Annotated in this window: 17 protein-coding genes; 9 read left to right on the forward strand and 8 right to left on the reverse strand. The window is 71.3% G+C overall.

Features of this window, described 5'->3' with window-relative positions; translation table 11 throughout:
• Positions 1–70: 70 nt before the first annotated feature.
• Entirely contained in the window at positions 71–757 is a 687-nt protein-coding gene (locus tag ABZ370_RS02375; RefSeq protein ID WP_358615254.1) for a DUF5701 family protein, read from the forward strand.
• Here ABZ370_RS02375 and ABZ370_RS02380 read toward each other — a convergent pair.
• Entirely contained in the window at positions 754–2280 is a 1527-nt protein-coding gene (locus tag ABZ370_RS02380; RefSeq protein WP_358615256.1) for an FAD-dependent oxidoreductase, read from the reverse strand. The two genes, ABZ370_RS02375 and ABZ370_RS02380, sit on opposite strands and share 4 nt — an antisense overlap.
• Before the next feature lie 91 nt (positions 2281–2371).
• Between ABZ370_RS02380 and ABZ370_RS02385 the strand changes: the two genes are divergently transcribed.
• Positions 2372–3010 (forward strand): TetR family transcriptional regulator, encoded by a 639-nt coding sequence (locus ABZ370_RS02385; RefSeq protein WP_358615258.1) that lies wholly within the window; start codon positions 2372–2374, stop codon positions 3008–3010.
• Here the strand turns inward: ABZ370_RS02385 and ABZ370_RS02390 are convergent.
• Complete coding sequence (locus ABZ370_RS02390; RefSeq protein ID WP_358615260.1) at positions 3003–3428, reverse strand: ATP-binding protein; 426 nt, start codon at positions 3426–3428, stop codon at positions 3003–3005. The genes ABZ370_RS02385 and ABZ370_RS02390 overlap by 8 nt on opposite strands.
• Before the next feature lie 95 nt (positions 3429–3523).
• On the opposite strand from ABZ370_RS02390, the gene ABZ370_RS02395 reads away from it, so the two are divergent.
• Positions 3524–4339, forward strand: coding sequence for a helix-turn-helix transcriptional regulator (locus ABZ370_RS02395; RefSeq protein WP_358615262.1), 816 nt, complete (start codon positions 3524–3526; stop codon positions 4337–4339).
• Complete coding sequence (locus ABZ370_RS02400; protein ID WP_358615264.1) at positions 4336–4644, forward strand: DUF397 domain-containing protein; 309 nt, start codon at positions 4336–4338, stop codon at positions 4642–4644. Before ABZ370_RS02395 ends, ABZ370_RS02400 begins: the two co-directional genes overlap by 4 nt.
• Here ABZ370_RS02400 and ABZ370_RS02405 read toward each other — a convergent pair.
• On the reverse strand, positions 4631–5455 hold the full coding sequence (locus ABZ370_RS02405; protein ID WP_358615266.1) for an SAM-dependent methyltransferase: 825 nt from the start codon (positions 5453–5455) through the stop codon (positions 4631–4633). The two genes, ABZ370_RS02400 and ABZ370_RS02405, sit on opposite strands and share 14 nt — an antisense overlap.
• A gap of 374 nt (positions 5456–5829) precedes the next feature.
• Here ABZ370_RS02405 and ABZ370_RS02410 point away from each other — a divergent pair, with 374 nt between their 5' ends.
• From ABZ370_RS02410 to ABZ370_RS02425, 4 genes are all read left to right on the forward strand, one after another.
• On the forward strand, positions 5830–6711 hold the full coding sequence (locus ABZ370_RS02410; protein ID WP_358615268.1) for a hypothetical protein: 882 nt from the start codon (positions 5830–5832) through the stop codon (positions 6709–6711).
• 37 nt (positions 6712–6748) lie between these two features.
• Positions 6749–7297: a Uma2 family endonuclease gene (locus ABZ370_RS02415; protein ID WP_358615270.1), complete on the forward strand. Its 549-nt coding sequence runs from the start codon at positions 6749–6751 to the stop codon at positions 7295–7297.
• A 136-nt stretch (positions 7298–7433) separates the two neighbouring features.
• Positions 7434–7658: a type II toxin-antitoxin system VapB family antitoxin gene (locus ABZ370_RS02420; RefSeq protein WP_358615272.1), complete on the forward strand. Its 225-nt coding sequence runs from the start codon at positions 7434–7436 to the stop codon at positions 7656–7658.
• Positions 7655–8071, forward strand: coding sequence for a PIN domain nuclease (locus ABZ370_RS02425; RefSeq protein WP_358615274.1), 417 nt, complete (start codon positions 7655–7657; stop codon positions 8069–8071). Before ABZ370_RS02420 ends, ABZ370_RS02425 begins: the two co-directional genes overlap by 4 nt.
• A 71-nt stretch (positions 8072–8142) precedes the next feature.
• Here ABZ370_RS02425 and ABZ370_RS02430 read toward each other — a convergent pair whose 3' ends face one another.
• The 4 genes from ABZ370_RS02430 to ABZ370_RS02445 all read right to left on the reverse strand — a co-directional run bounded on the left by ABZ370_RS02430 (position 8143) and on the right by ABZ370_RS02445 (position 11905).
• Entirely contained in the window at positions 8143–9054 is a 912-nt protein-coding gene (locus ABZ370_RS02430) for a dihydrodipicolinate synthase family protein (RefSeq protein ID WP_358615276.1), read from the reverse strand.
• Between the two features lie 14 nt (positions 9055–9068).
• Positions 9069–10025: a redoxin family protein gene (locus ABZ370_RS02435; RefSeq protein WP_358615278.1), complete on the reverse strand. Its 957-nt coding sequence runs from the start codon at positions 10023–10025 to the stop codon at positions 9069–9071.
• Positions 10026–10181: 156 nt separating this feature from the next.
• Positions 10182–11096, reverse strand: a complete 915-nt coding sequence (locus ABZ370_RS02440; RefSeq protein ID WP_358615280.1) for a DUF2690 domain-containing protein — start codon at positions 11094–11096, stop codon at positions 10182–10184.
• A gap of 8 nt (positions 11097–11104) precedes the next feature.
• Positions 11105–11905: a helix-turn-helix domain-containing protein gene (locus tag ABZ370_RS02445; protein WP_358615282.1), complete on the reverse strand. Its 801-nt coding sequence runs from the start codon at positions 11903–11905 to the stop codon at positions 11105–11107.
• A 296-nt stretch (positions 11906–12201) separates the two neighbouring features.
• On the opposite strand from ABZ370_RS02445, the gene ABZ370_RS02450 reads away from it, so the two are divergent.
• Positions 12202–12696, forward strand: a complete 495-nt coding sequence (locus tag ABZ370_RS02450) for a hypothetical protein (RefSeq protein ID WP_358615284.1) — start codon at positions 12202–12204, stop codon at positions 12694–12696.
• Positions 12697–12720: 24 nt separating this feature from the next.
• Here ABZ370_RS02450 and ABZ370_RS02455 read toward each other — a convergent pair whose 3' ends face one another.
• Positions 12721–13737, reverse strand: a complete 1017-nt coding sequence (locus ABZ370_RS02455; RefSeq protein ID WP_358616048.1) for an NlpC/P60 family protein — start codon at positions 13735–13737, stop codon at positions 12721–12723.
• Positions 13738–13744 lie beyond the last annotated feature (7 nt).

Raw genomic sequence — 13744 nt, forward strand, 5'->3', positions numbered from 1 at the left:
CGGCGGGGAACGTTCCGGCGGGCCGCCTCGTTGCCGCAGGGTCCGCTCACGTCGCTGCCCTGGGAGCATCGTGTCCGCAACCACGCCCGCCGCCTCCACCGCTGTCCCCGCACCTCCGGTACCCCCGGCCCTGAGTACGCAGGCCGAGCGGCTGATCGAGCTGGGGGTGCACGAGATCGCCGGGTTGTCCGCCACCGAGATCCGTACCTTCGCCGCGGCCGCCCAGGCTGTTGCGGGCGGCGAGGGCGCCCTGCTCGCCGTTCACCCGGACCGAGCCCCCGCCTCCACCCTCGCACCACTGATCCGCCGCGGCGACAAGCCGGGCTTCGTCGTCACCGACATGCCTGACGTCGACCTCTTCGCTCCGCTCGACACGCTCGCGGTGCCCGACGCCTCGCTTTACCTGCTCACCGGCCTCGACCGGGGCGACCAGATGGCCAACTGGAGCCCGAACGAGGCGCTGCCGGCCCTCACCGCACAGGCCCGCACCCCGTTGCTGCTCACCGAGGGCATCCACTGGGTGATGCAGCAGCCCGCCGTTCTGGAGCGCAACCACTGCTTCATGACCATCGGCTCCCGGCTGCGCAAGGCAGGCGGCGCCCTGGACTCCCGCACCCCGGCGATCTGGATCAGCAACGGCACCGGACGGGACGGCCGCGAGCGCCGCAACGCCCCCAAGGTGGGCTGGTGCTGGGCGAACAACCGGCACACCTGGCTGGGCTTCGCCTCCGCAACGGGTCGCCTGCCCGATCTCTAGACGGTTTCTTCCTCATCGGCCAGGTGCGCGGCGATCGCACGCGGCACCCCCTCGCGGCACGCCTCGGCGTCGTCCGCCGCCCAGCAGACGTAGCCGTCGGGGCGCAGGAGCAGCACCCCCGCTCCCAAGTCGGCCGTGTCGGCCGTGGACTTGGCGCGTACGAGGTCGACTCGTCCCGGCAGCCGTATGTCGTCCGGGACGAGCCCGGCCAGGTCCAGCAGCACGGCGTGCCCCGCGCCGAACAGGGCCGACAGCCGGGTCGGGCCGGTAGCGGTGACCAGTTCGGCGTCCGGGACCCGCTGCCCGGTGAGGGGGTGCGCGCCGGGTACGTCGTAGCGCAGCGCCAGCCCGGACATCAGCCCCGCCAGGTACCGGTTGGTGTCCGGCAGCCGCAGCAGATCGGTGACGATCTCGCGCAGCGCGTTGACGTCCTCGTTGTCCGGCCGCAGGTCCGCCAGCACTCGCTGGGCCGAGGTGTGGTGCAGCACTTGGGCCGCGACCGGGTGCCGTTCGGCGTGGTAGGTGTCCAGCAGCCCGGCGGGCGCCCGGCCCTGGAGCGTCGCGGCCAGCTTCCAGCCCAGGTTGAACGCGTCCTGCACGCCCAGGTTCAACCCCTGCCCGCCCAGCGGCGGATGGATGTGCGCGGCGTCCCCCGCGAACAGCACCCGCCCCGCCCGGTAGCGCTCCACCTGCCGGGTGGCGTCGCTGAAGCGTGAGGAGTTGGCCACCCCGCCGAGCACCGTCTCCTCGCCGTACACCGCCCGCAGCGCGGCCGCGATCTCCTCCTCACCGACCGGTGTGTCCCGGCCGAGCTCCGGACGCTCTTCGGGGCCGTGGTACCCGTACGTCAGCCGATAGCGGTCGTCGCCGAGCGGGACGAGCATCGCCCAATGGTCGTTCGCCCGCCGCGTCAGCGTGCTGATGTGCCCCGGCTTCCGTGGCACCAGGGGCGATACGGACGACAGCCGGATGTCGGCGAGCACGGCCAGATACGTCCCGTCCCGTCCGGGGAACGGCATGCCGAGCTTCTTGCGCACCGCGCTGCGGCCCCCGTCGCACGCCACTACGTACCGCGCCCGCACCCGCAGACCGTCGTCCGTCGTGACGGTCACCCCGTCGTCGTCCGGCTCGACGGATGTCACCGCGCCGCCGCGCCGCACCCGCGCGCCTCGCTCGGTCGCCCGCTCCTCCAGTACCTCTTCGATCTCCCACTGGGGGAGCGAGATCGGGGACGGATGCCGGGTGTCCCACGGCCCGCAGTCCAGCGGTACCGGCAGCATCGCGAAGTGCCCACCGACCGGTCCGCGCGGCATGGCCCGCCGCAACATCGGCTCCAGCAGCCCGCGCAGCTCCAGCATCTCGGCGGTACGGGGCTGGATCGCCCCGCCCTTCACCTGCCGGAGGCGCTCGGTGAGCCTCTCCAGCACCAGGGTCTGGACCCCGGCCAGCGCCAGTTCGTGCGCCAGTGTCAGCCCGGTCGGCCCGGCCCCCACGATCACGACGTCCGTCTCGGTCTCGTTCATCGCACGCTCCCCTTCGTCCGCTGCACTGAGTATATTTCTACACCAGGTGCAGAAATATTCCAAGTGCAGTTTGGTGAGGTAGCTTGAACGAGTGACGACGACCGACCAGCCGGGGCTCCGCGAACGCAAGAAGCAGCGCACGCGTACCGCGATCTCCGACGCCGCGATCGACCTCTTCCTCGACCGCGGCTTCGCCCACGTCTCCGTCGCCGAGATCGCCCATGCCGCCGAGGTCTCCAAGCGCACGCTCTTCGCGTACTTCCCGACCAAGGAAGACCTCGTGGTGCACCGCATGGCCGATCACGAGGCCGAAGCGGCCCGGGTCGTACGCGCCCGCCCGGCGCACACCACCCCGCTGACTGCCCTCCGCGACCACTTCCTCGACGGTCTGCGCCGCCGCGACCCGATCACCGGCATCAACGACCACCCCGCGGCGATCACCCTCACCGAGCTGATCTTCGGCACCCCGGCCCTGATCGACCGCATGCAGCGCTTCAAGGCGGGCGGCGAACGGGCCCTCGCCGAGGCCCTGCGCGACACCACTGACGCGCCGGACCTCACCGCCCGCCTGGCCGCCGTCCAGATCATCTCCGTCCAGTGGGCGCTGTCCACGGACAACTTCCAGCGCCTGGCGGGCGGCGAGACCGCCGACGCGCGCTACCCGGGCGCCGTACGCGACGCCGAGCACGCCTTCGACCTGCTGGCGAACGGCCTCGCGGCGGTCACGTAACCGCGCTCAACTTCAGCTCGAACCACACCGTCTTGCCGATGCCGCACGCTCGCGGATGCGCGTCCCACGCGTCCGCGAGCGCCGCGATCAGCTCCAGCCCCCGCCCCGACTCGTCCTCCGCCGTCGCCTGGCGGGGCTGAGGCATCACCTCGCTCGCGTCCGACACCTCGACCCGCAGTTTCTCGTCACGCACCACGCAGCGTGCGCGGACCTCCCGACCAGGGGAAACACGGGCGTGGCGGCAGGCGTTCGTCACCAGCTCGCTGAGGAGCAGTACGGCGACCTCCGTCTGGGTCTCGGGGATCTGCCACGTACGGGCCTGCTCACGCAGCAGTGCCCGCGCCCGGCCCACGCTGCGGGGGTGGCGGGGGAGCCGCCATTCGATGTCCATCGGAAGTGGGGGAGTTGGTGCATTCATGACCGGAATGCTGCTGGTCAGGCGTACCGTGCCGCAGTAACGACGTCGGTACGCAGCGTATGCGTACCGCAAGTGCCTCAGGGAGAGAGGGCGCGATGAGTGTGATGGAGGGTGGTTCGCAGACGCCGATGTCCTGGCGGTACTGCGGAAACCAGATCAAACTGTGGCGCATGCAGGCCGGGATCAGCCGCGAGGCGCTGGGCAAAGAGGCCAATTACGAGTACGAGACCATCAAGTCCATGGAGCAGGGGCGCCGTAAGCCCGCGCTGCGGCTGCTCCAGGTCGCGGACCAGATGTTCGGGGCGCGGGGGCTGTTGTTGGCTGGTCAGGAGTACCTGAAGCCGGACAAGTTCGCGTCGTATTCGGAAGACTTCATCCGGTACGAGGCCGAGGCGATCGTCCTCAATGGCTTCGAGTCCCTGGTCATCCCGGGACTGCTTCAGACGAAGGAGTATGCCGAGGCCCTGATCGGCGACCACTGTCCGCCGCTGGATGACGAAACCATCGATGCACGGGTCACGGCGCGGCTGGAGCGTCAAGCTCTGCTGGACAAGCAGACCAGGGCGTTCAACTTCTTGATCGGCGAGGCCGCTCTGCGCTTCCCGATCGGCGACAAGGAGATGCATGTACGGCAGTTGCACCACTTGCTGGAGGTGGGTAAGCGGCGCAACGTGACGATCCAGGTCGTGCCGTTCGGCGGGACACACCCAGGGCTGCTGGGGCCCTTCGTGCTGCTGGAGACGCCGGAGCACGAGCATCTCGTGTACGAGGAGGGGCAGACCACGGGCGTGCTGTATGCCGACCCGCCCAAGGTCAGCATCATCAACCAGCGCCATGCCATGATCCTCCGGCAGGCCCTCAGCCCCGAGGCGTCGGCAAACTTCATCAGAAAGTTGGCGGAGGAGCTATGAGCACCGAGCTTGCATGGTTCAAGTCCAGCTACAGCGACACTGGCGGTGGCAACTGCGTCGAGGTCGCCCTGTCCTGGCGTAAGTCCAGCTACAGCAATAGCGAAGGCGGCAACTGCGTCGAGGTCGCCGCACCCTGGGCCAAGTCCAGCTACAGCAATAGCGAGGGGGGCGAGTGCGTCGAGGTCGCCACCTGCCCCCGCACCATCCACGTCCGGGACTCGAAGCTCAAAGCCGGCCCCCAGCTGGCCTTGGCCCCGGACGCCTGGGCGGAGTTCATAGCGTTCGCCGCCGTCAGCCCCGCTTGAGCGCCACGCCTCCGTACATCGCGACCTCCTCGTCCCGGACCCCCTCCGTGGCGGCGTCCGGGCGCCAGTGATGGAGCAGGGTCACGCCGGGGTCGATCAGTTCCAGGCCGTCGAAGAACCGCTCGGCCTCGGCCTTGTCCCTGATCTGGAGGGGGATACCGCGCTCGTTGTACTCGCGGCCGACCCCCGCGACCTCCTCGGGGGCCGTGTCGCCGGTGAAGATGGTCATGGCCAGCGCGCTGCCCGGCGCCAGCTCGTCCATCAACTGCCGCACCAGGCCCTGCGGATCGTCCTCGTCCATGACGAAGTGCACGATCGAGATGAGGGACAGCGCGACCGGCTGCTTGAGGTCCAGCGTGTTGCCCAGCTGGTCCGCTCCGAGGATGGAGTCGAGGTCGCGGATGTCCGCGTCGATGTACTCGGTCCGTCCCTCCGGGGTGCTCGTCATCAGGTGACGGGCGTGGGTGAGGACGATGGGGTCGTTGTCGACGTACACGACCCGCGCGTCGGGGGTGATTTCCTGCGCGACCTCATGGAGGTTCGGAGAGGTCGGGATGCCGGTGCCGATGTCCAGGAACTGGCGTATGCCGTGCTCCCGCACCAGGTCGCGGACCGACCGGTGCATGAAGTTGCGGGCCTGCTTCATGGACGTCGGCAGGCTGGGCCAGGCCCGCGCGGAGGCGTCCCCGGCGGCGCGGTCCGGCGGATAGTTGGTCTTGCCGCCCATGAGGTAGTCGTAGACGCGGGCGGAGTGCGGTATGTCGGTGCGGAGGTCGACCGGAGGCTGGGCGAACTCCGACCTCGATGACATCCAGTCTGTTCCTGACATCTTCAGCGCCCCGATCGTCAATCTGCGGCAATCAGCTGACCATGTGTGGTCATACGCCATCGTAGGAGGCGTCGGGTCCCGGCCGCTGAGACCTGTGCGCATTTATCTAAGGAACGGTGCGTCGGCACATGGATGGAGCGGGTTGAGCTTCGGGCGCCGAGGCCTGAGCGCTCTTTCCAAGGAACGGGTGGGTGTTTGAACCCACCCACCCTCCCCCTTACCGCGCACATAATGTGACCGGGTTGCCACGTACGGTGGCATCGGTCTAGCGTTCGCGACAACAAGCAAACGGCCCCGGCGGTGCGCCAACACCAAATCCGGGGCCTGACCTACAAGATCGAAAGAGACTCGATCTCATGGCTTTAGCCGACTTTAGCGTTGCCCCGCACGCGCCCGCACACCCCCTGGCCAACGCCGGTTACGGCAAGCGGAGCGCACCCCGCCAATCCCCGCGTCGTGCCGATGACTTCGCACATCTGCCCAGGCGTGAGGCGGTCGTCGCCGCGTACATCGACCGGTTGCCGGACGGTGCCGCGATGGACGCCAAGACGCTCGCCAAGTGCCTCCCCGACTACGGCCAGATGGCCTGCGCGACGGCCCTGCGGCGGCTGTCGGAGGCCGGTCATCTGCGGCGCGTCCGCGAGCACATCGTCGCGGAGGACGGGGCGCGCTGGGTGACCCGTACGTTCTTCTCGCGGACGGCACGCGGGGAGGCGTGGTGGGAGGCGTTCGTACGCGGCGACGACGCGCCAGAGCCCGCACCCGCACCCAGGCCCGCAGCCGGGCCTGCCGCCCCCGCCAGGACCCCCGCGTACACCGTCCTCGCGTCCCTGGGGCGTACAGATCCCCGGATGACCCTCTCGGCCGCCGACTGCGCCCGCCTCGAACCCCTCGCCGCGGTCTGGCTGGCCCGCGACGCCGACCCCGCCCGCCTCGTCCAGGCGCTGACGTCCGGCCTGCCGGTGCCGGTGCACAGCCCGGCCGCGCTGGCCCGGACCCGGCTGGAGGCCAAGCTGCCGCCGGAGCCCGTACCGGAGCCGCGTGCGGAGATCACCATCAGCCGCCTCCTGGAGTGCACCGACTGCGGCCGCCCCGGCCCGCCCGCAGCCCTCCCCGGCGGCCTCTGCCGCCCCTGCCGAGGCGAGCCGGAACTGCCGCCGCCGGGCAGCTTGTCGCCGACCGAGGTCCGCCGTCGCGCGGCGGCGATCCGATCCGATGTCCGTACGCACGAAGGCTGACCCCATGCCGAAAACCGTGCCCCCGCGCCGCCCCCAGATGCTGGTCGATGAGTTCGAAGAGCTGGCCCGTGTCGCGCCGGAGACGGTCTGGCTGGAGTTCATCAACGGGAAGCTGGAGGTAAAGCCTGCCCAGGACGGAAATCGCGCGGAGATCGTCATGTGGCTCGTGAGGCTCTTCCTCAAAAAACGGCCCGAACTGTCGCTGTACCCCTACCGGGGGCTGAAGGCTGAGGCGCGTCGTGAAGGCAGGGTGCGTGCCGACGCGGTCCTCGCGCCGCGCCGGCACATCGTGGGGCACGGAGAGTGGTCCGACCCGGAGGGCATGCTGATGGCCGTCGAGGTCACCACCCGCGACCCAGAAGTCGACCGAAGTCTCCGCGGGCTCAAGCGTGACGGTTACGCCGCCGCCGACCTCCCGGTCTACTTGCTCATCGACCGGGACGACTGCACGGTCACCGTCCACTGCGAGCCGGAAGACGGGAAGTACCGGAGCCTCGCGACGCGTCCGTACGGCGCTGTGATCGACATCCCCGCCCCGGTCGGGATCACCTTGGAGACGGAGGAATTCAAGGACTACGCGTCCTGAGCCGGGGCTGCCCGCGCTACGTGCTCAGCCCCAGCTGGTCGAGCACCGCGGCGACCCCGGCCCGCAGTGATATCTCGTGGGTGCTCGATTCGATATCATCGGGGTGTAGGCGCCCCGGGAACAGGAGGAGGCCGACATGGCCCGCACGGTGATTGATCTGGACGATGACCTGTTGGCCGAGGCGCAGAAGGCTCTCGGCACCAGCACCAAGGTGGGGACAGTGAACGCTGCCCTCCTTGAGGTGGTGAAGCGGCTGCGGAGGCAGGAGTTCTTTGACGCGATCGACAGCGGAGAGATCGACCTGACCTATGACGCTCGCGGCGACACGTCATCCGGGCCGCATGACCAGGCGGCTGCGTGAGCCCTCGCTACCTCATCGACAAGTCCGCCCTCGCTCGACATACCAGACCGGCCGTCCGGGAGGCATTGAATCCCTTGCACGAGCGGGGGCTGCTCTGCGTGACCGGAGCCGTAGAGGTCGAGATCCTTTACTCCGCCCGCAACGCGAACGAAGCCGACCAGCTACGGCGCTGGCTGACAGGCTTCGACTACCTGTCATGCCCCGACGAGGTCTGGGATGCCGCACTCGACATCCAGCGCCAGGCCATCGCCAAGGGGAATCATCGGGCCCTCTCGATGGCCGACCTTCTCACCGCCGCCACGGCCCAGCGGCATGGGGCGACCGTCCTCCACTACGACGGGGACTACGACCAGATCGAGGCCATCACCGGCTATCCCTCACGCTGGGTAGTGGAACCTGGGACGGCTGATTAGCGAGAGGGCGGCGGGCTCGGCCGGGTGCCGGTATCTCCGACGAGCCCGCGTCCGGGGGCGATTGGCTGGGGCTACGCGCTCAGCCCCAGTTGGTCGAGTACCTCGGCGACCTCGGTGCGGGCCTCGGGGGGCAGGCCGCGCAGGGGCCGGGGGAGGTTGTGGGGTGGGGTGAGGGCGAGGTGGGCGGCTGCCGCGGCGACTACGCGGAGGGAGCCGTGGCGGGCGAAGAGGTCCCACAGGGGCTGGAGGCGCTCGGACTCGGCCCGGGCCCGGTCGGGGGCGCCGGACCGGGCGGCACGGGTGATCGTCAGGGCCGGTTCGGGGAAGGTGCCCGCGATCACCGAATACCAGGCGTCGCACCCGGCGTTCAGCCCGGTCGCCGCGAAAGCGTCCCCGCTCACGCCCACGGTCACCGTGTCGGGCAGGAGCTGCCGTAGCCGCTGAACGCGGTCGCGGGCGGCCTGCGGGTCGGCCGGGACGCCGGGGATCTTGACGGACGCCACGCGGGGCAGCGCGGCCACCCGCGCGTACAGCTCGTCGGTGAAGGTGAAGTGGGTGGTGCCGGGGTTGTCGTAGACGACGAGCGGGACGGAGAGGTGCGCCGAGACGTCCTCGTAGAGCCCGAACACGTCGTCGTCGGTGAGCCGCTGATACGACATCGGCGCCAACAGCACCCCGGCCGCGCCCGCGTTCTGCGCGTCCTCGGCCGCCTCCAGTACGTGACGGGTGCGCAGCGCGCCGATGCCCACGACGACCGGGGTCCCGTCGGCGTGTTCCACGGCGACGCGGGCCGCGCGGGCCCGCTCCTCGCGGCTGAGGTAGGCGTACGAACCCGTGGAGCCCAGCGCCCCGATCGAGTCGACCCCGGCGGCGGCGAGCCGCCGGACGAGGGCGGCGAACGCCCTCTCGTCGATGGCGTCATCGGTGATCGGGGTGAGGGGGAAGGCGCTCAGGCCGGTGAATCCGGTGAATCCGGTGGACATGGGCCGCTCCTGCGTCAGTGGGAGGTGGCGCGCAGCCAGGCCAGCACCTGGTCGGCGTGCTCGTTCGGCGGGAAGACCGGGTAGAAGACGTGCTCGATCACGCCGTCGCGGATGATCAGCGTCAGCCGCTTGTAGAGCGTCAGTCCACCGGCCTCGAAGGTCGGGAGGCCCAGGGACCGGCCCAGGCTCCGGGCCGGGTCGGAGAGCATGTCGAACGGCAGGTGGAGCCGTTCGACGACCTCGCGCTGATAGTCGGTGTCCTGGCTGGACAGGCCGAACACCCGGACCGCGCCGGCGGCCAGCAGTTCCTGGTAGTGGTCGCGGAAGCCGCAGGCCTCGGGGGTGCAGCCACGGGCGCCGGGGATCGCGTCCCACCCCTCGGGCAGGTCGGTGCCCGGGCGGCCGGTGAGCGGGTAGACGTAGAGCACCGTCCGGCCCGCGCCGAGCGCGTCGAGGCGGACCGTCGTGTCCCCGCTGCCGCGCAGCTCCAGGGGCGGTACCTGGGTGCCGGGCAGGTGGGCGGTCGCGCCGTCGTCCTGGGGGACGGGCAGGTCGGCGGGCAGGCTCAGGTAGTCGGTCATCGATTCCTCTCCTTCGGCAGAGGGTGAGACACGACTGTTGCGGTGGGCGGCCCGCTGGAGGTGCGTGATCAGCGCCGTCCGCCGTGCCGTGAGCCCCGCGATGCGCTGCGACAGCTCGTCGATCGCCTGCCGGTATCCGGCCAGCGACGCCGGGCAGTCGTCGGCGTGCCGATGGCCGACCGCGAGGCAGTCCAGGAACGGCCGGGTGCGCTCCACGGGGATGCCGAGGCCGCTGAGCGCCCGGATCTCCCGCGCGAGCCGTACGTCGTGCTCGCCGTAGTCCCGGTAGCCGTTGGCCAGCCGCGCGGGCGCCAGCAGCCCGAGCGACTCGTAGTAGCGCACGGCCTTGGTCGTCACACCGGCCTGGCGAGCCAGCTCACCGATCCGCATGTCTCTCACCTCGATGAACGCTAAACCTTGCCCCTGAGGGTAAGGTCAAGCCGCTGCGGGCACTACGTGCCCGAGGAGAGCCCGGGGCTCTGCTCGACCGCCTGCTGCCGTTCCTTCGCGGCTGAGCCGCGCTTCCTCGCACGACGCACCTACGCCTCAGCCGCCGACGCACACGTGCGCGCCCCGCCGCGGGTGGTAGCAGGCGGTGACGCGCCGGGGCGAGTCCGTGGCCAGCATGGGGGTGGAGTGGTAGCGGCCGGCCTTTGCCGGGTCGGTGTCGGCCACACTGCGCCGCTCACCGGACAGGGTGACGACGAGCCGGTCCCCCGGCCGGGAGAACCACATGCGGCCCCACGCCGCCCCACACGCTTCGCGGTAGCGGACCTCGAACCAGGTGCCCTCGGAGGTGCGCTTCCTGACGACCGTCTCGGACCCGCTGACGCACCACGCCGCCGCGGGGTCCTCGCCCTGGCAGTCGCGGCCCGTGCAGAGGGCCTGCGCGGTGGCGATGGCCGCCGGGGGGTGCGGCGCGGCCGGTCGGCCCGTGGTGCCGGCCAGGCACCAGGAGAGCGGGAGGGTGACCGCGGCGACCAGGGCGGCGGTGACCGCCACCGCCCGCACGGGATAGCGCCGCCGGGTGCCCTCCGTCGGCCGCCGAGGTCGTCGCCGGGTGTCCACGATCCGTCGCGGAGGTCGTTGCCCGGTGTCCACGATCCGTCGCGGAGACAGTCGCCGGGGCGTATCCGTCCGCCGTGGAGCCTCGGTCGCGGGCGCGGCGCCCGCCGGTGCCCCGTCGCTGTGCGGGCGGCCGCGCCAGGTGAGGTCGGCCAGCTCCCACAGGGCGAGGATCGGCCCGGCGGGTTGCCCGGCCAGCCGGCACAGGTCCTCCACCGCCTGCCGAGGCGGCAGCGTACTGCCGTTCAGCCAGCGGTCCCACGATGACTTGCTGTATGCCGTCCGGTCGGCCAGCGCGGCCAGGCTCACCCCGGCGCGGTCCTTCAGCTCCCGCAGCCTGGTGACGAACCGTACGCACTCGGGGCCGAGCGTGTCCGGCAACGGCTTCCACCGCATCGTCCCGCTCACCCCTCCCGGCGCAGCACGGGCCAGGTGCGCTGCCCGATGATCCCGTCGGGCACCACTCCGGCGTCCCGCTGCGCCCGCCGGGCGGCGTCGCGGGTGGCGATGTCGTACAGGCCGTCCACCCGGCCGGTGTCGTAGCCGTGATGGCCGAGCAGACACTCCGCCTCGGCCACCCTCTCCCCGTAGTAGCCGAGCCCGACCGTCTCCTTCCAGGTCCGGCTGTGGCCCGCGTAGATTGCGCCCTGCTCCGACCGCACGTCACAGCGCACCGCGGGGAGCCGGGTTGCCGCCCTTGCCTCCTGCTCCGGCCCCCGGCCGAGGAGCACCCCGGTGACGGCGGCACCGGCGAACGCCGCCGTCACCACCAGCGTGAAGACCCCGCGTGCGACGCCTCGCCTCTCGGCGCCGCGCCCGCCGCCGGCTGCCGGGCTCGACTGGTCCTCGCCGTCCACGTCCTCACGCGTGTTCGCGTCCTCATGCGTGTTCGTGTTCACGTTGGCGTTCGTGTCCACGTGCGCGTTCGCCGTGGTGGACGCGTCCCAGACCGTCTCCGCGACCTCCCGGAGCGCCAGCAGCCGGGCCCGATCCGTGCCGCTCAGCTCGCACAGGGCCACTATCGCCCGCTGCGACGGCAGCGCGCGCCCGCTCAGGTACCGCTCCCACGACGATCTGCTGCACCCGGTCTTGGTCTCCAGCGCGGCCAGACTCAGCCCACTGCGGTCCTTGAGCCTGCGGAGATGCGCGACCAGCTGGCGGACGCTGGGGTCCGTCCCCTCGGGCAGCGGTTTCCAGCGCGGCATCCCCACCCCCGGTGTGCTCAGCGGCTGTTGACTCTGCGACCCCACTATTACCGACAGCGATAGGACAAACACAAATCGTGACACCTGTTCGCTCTCGTTTTACTGTCCCGTCCCGGGGTGCGCGACGGTCGTCCCGCGCATCCCGCCACACCGTCCCCGGGTCGTCCCATTCCGCAGGCCGGCGCGCGGGACGTCCCGCGTCCACCGCACCGCCGGGCCGACGCTGGCTGGGACGGCGGCCGCACCGACACGATCAGGGCGACCGCACCACGCTCATCGTGATGAAAGGAATTCGTATGACCCTCAAGCTCCTCGCACGCCGTGGTTACGCCGCCGCCGTGGCCGTCACCGCGGCGACCGCCGTGCTCCTGCCCGCCGCCACCGCGGAGGCGAGCGGCGCCAAGCTGACGCACCGGCAGGCGGCGACCAAGCTGCGGGCGGCCGGTATCGGCTGGACCTCGAGCGGCAACTGTTCCGACCGCAACCGGCGGAACTGCACGTCCTTCACCAAGATCAACTCCGGCACCGTCAAGGGCGTCATCACCTTCAAGCGGGCCAGCCGCTGCCGGGTCACCATCACCGGGGGCACGGAGACCGGGCACGCCGGGGGTACGCGCAGCCACTGGAAGGGCTACAAGGTCGACATCGCGCCCACGAGCTGCGTCACCCGCTTCATCAAGCGCCAGTACGCCTACATCGGCAGGCGGGGTGACGGCGCGCCCATGTACCGGTCCTCGGCCGGCAACGTCTACGCCAACGAGGGCAACCACTGGGACATCACCTACAAGTAACCGGTCCTTGAGGCCGGATGGACCTCAGGCGGGCCGGGCCGCGCCCGCGAAGGGCATCTGGTCGATCGGGGCCACCCGGACCGGGGCGCCGGGGCGCGGGGCGTGGATCATCATGCCGTTGCCGATGTAGATGCCGACATGGCTGACGCCGGAGAAGAAGAAGACCAGGTCACCGGGGGCCAGCTCGCCGCGTGAGATACGGCGGCCCGCGTTGATCTGGGTGTAGGTCGTACGCGGCAGGGACACCCCGGCGGCGCGCCAGGCGGCCTGGGTCAGGCCCGAGCAGTCGTACCCGGACGGCCCGGTCGCGCCCCAGACGTACGGCTTGCCGAGCGCCTCGTACGCGAAGGAGATGGCGCGGGCCGCGCGGCCGCCCGGCCGGGCGGCCGCGCTGTGCCGGGGCGCTGCCGGGGTGCGGGCGTGCTGCTGTTTTTCCTGCTGTGCGCGCAGGCGGTCGCGCTGTGCGCGGGTCAGCTTGGTCAGCAGCGCGTCGGCCGCGGCCAGCTTCTCCCGGATCGCGTGCTTGTGGCGGCCCGCGGCCGCCTGCGCGGCGCGCAGCTCACGGAGGCGGCCGGCCGCCTCGCCCCGGACCCGGCGCAGCGACCGCTCCTCGCGGGTGATGTTCGCGATCGTCGCCGCCTGGCGGTCGCCCGCGCGGTCGGCGAGCGAGGCGCGCTGGAGGTACTGGCCGGGGGAGGAGGAGAGGGCCAGCTGAAGGGTGGGGGCGACGGTGCCGGAACGGTACTGGGCGGTGGCGAACGCGCCGAGGGCGTTACGGGCCGTGTTGAGGCGGGCGGTGCGGCGGCCCGCCTCGTCGCGTAACCGGTGGAGCGAGCGCTGTGCCCTGTCGGTCGTGGCCCGGGCGCCGTCGTACTTCTCGGTGGCCTCCTCCGCCTCCCGCTGATACGCGTCGACCTTCGCCTTGACCTGGGCGGACGTCAGGCGGGGCTCGGCGTGCCCGACCCCCGGGAGGGCGGTCGCGGAGGCGGCGCCCGCGAGGACGAGGGTCGCGGCGGTCCGGACGGTGGTGGTCCGGAGGATGGTGCCG

Origin of the sequence: Streptomyces sp. NPDC005962, from assembly GCF_040629205.1 — a bacterium.
In the GTDB taxonomy this organism is placed as follows: Bacteria; Actinomycetota; Actinomycetes; order Streptomycetales; family Streptomycetaceae; genus Streptomyces.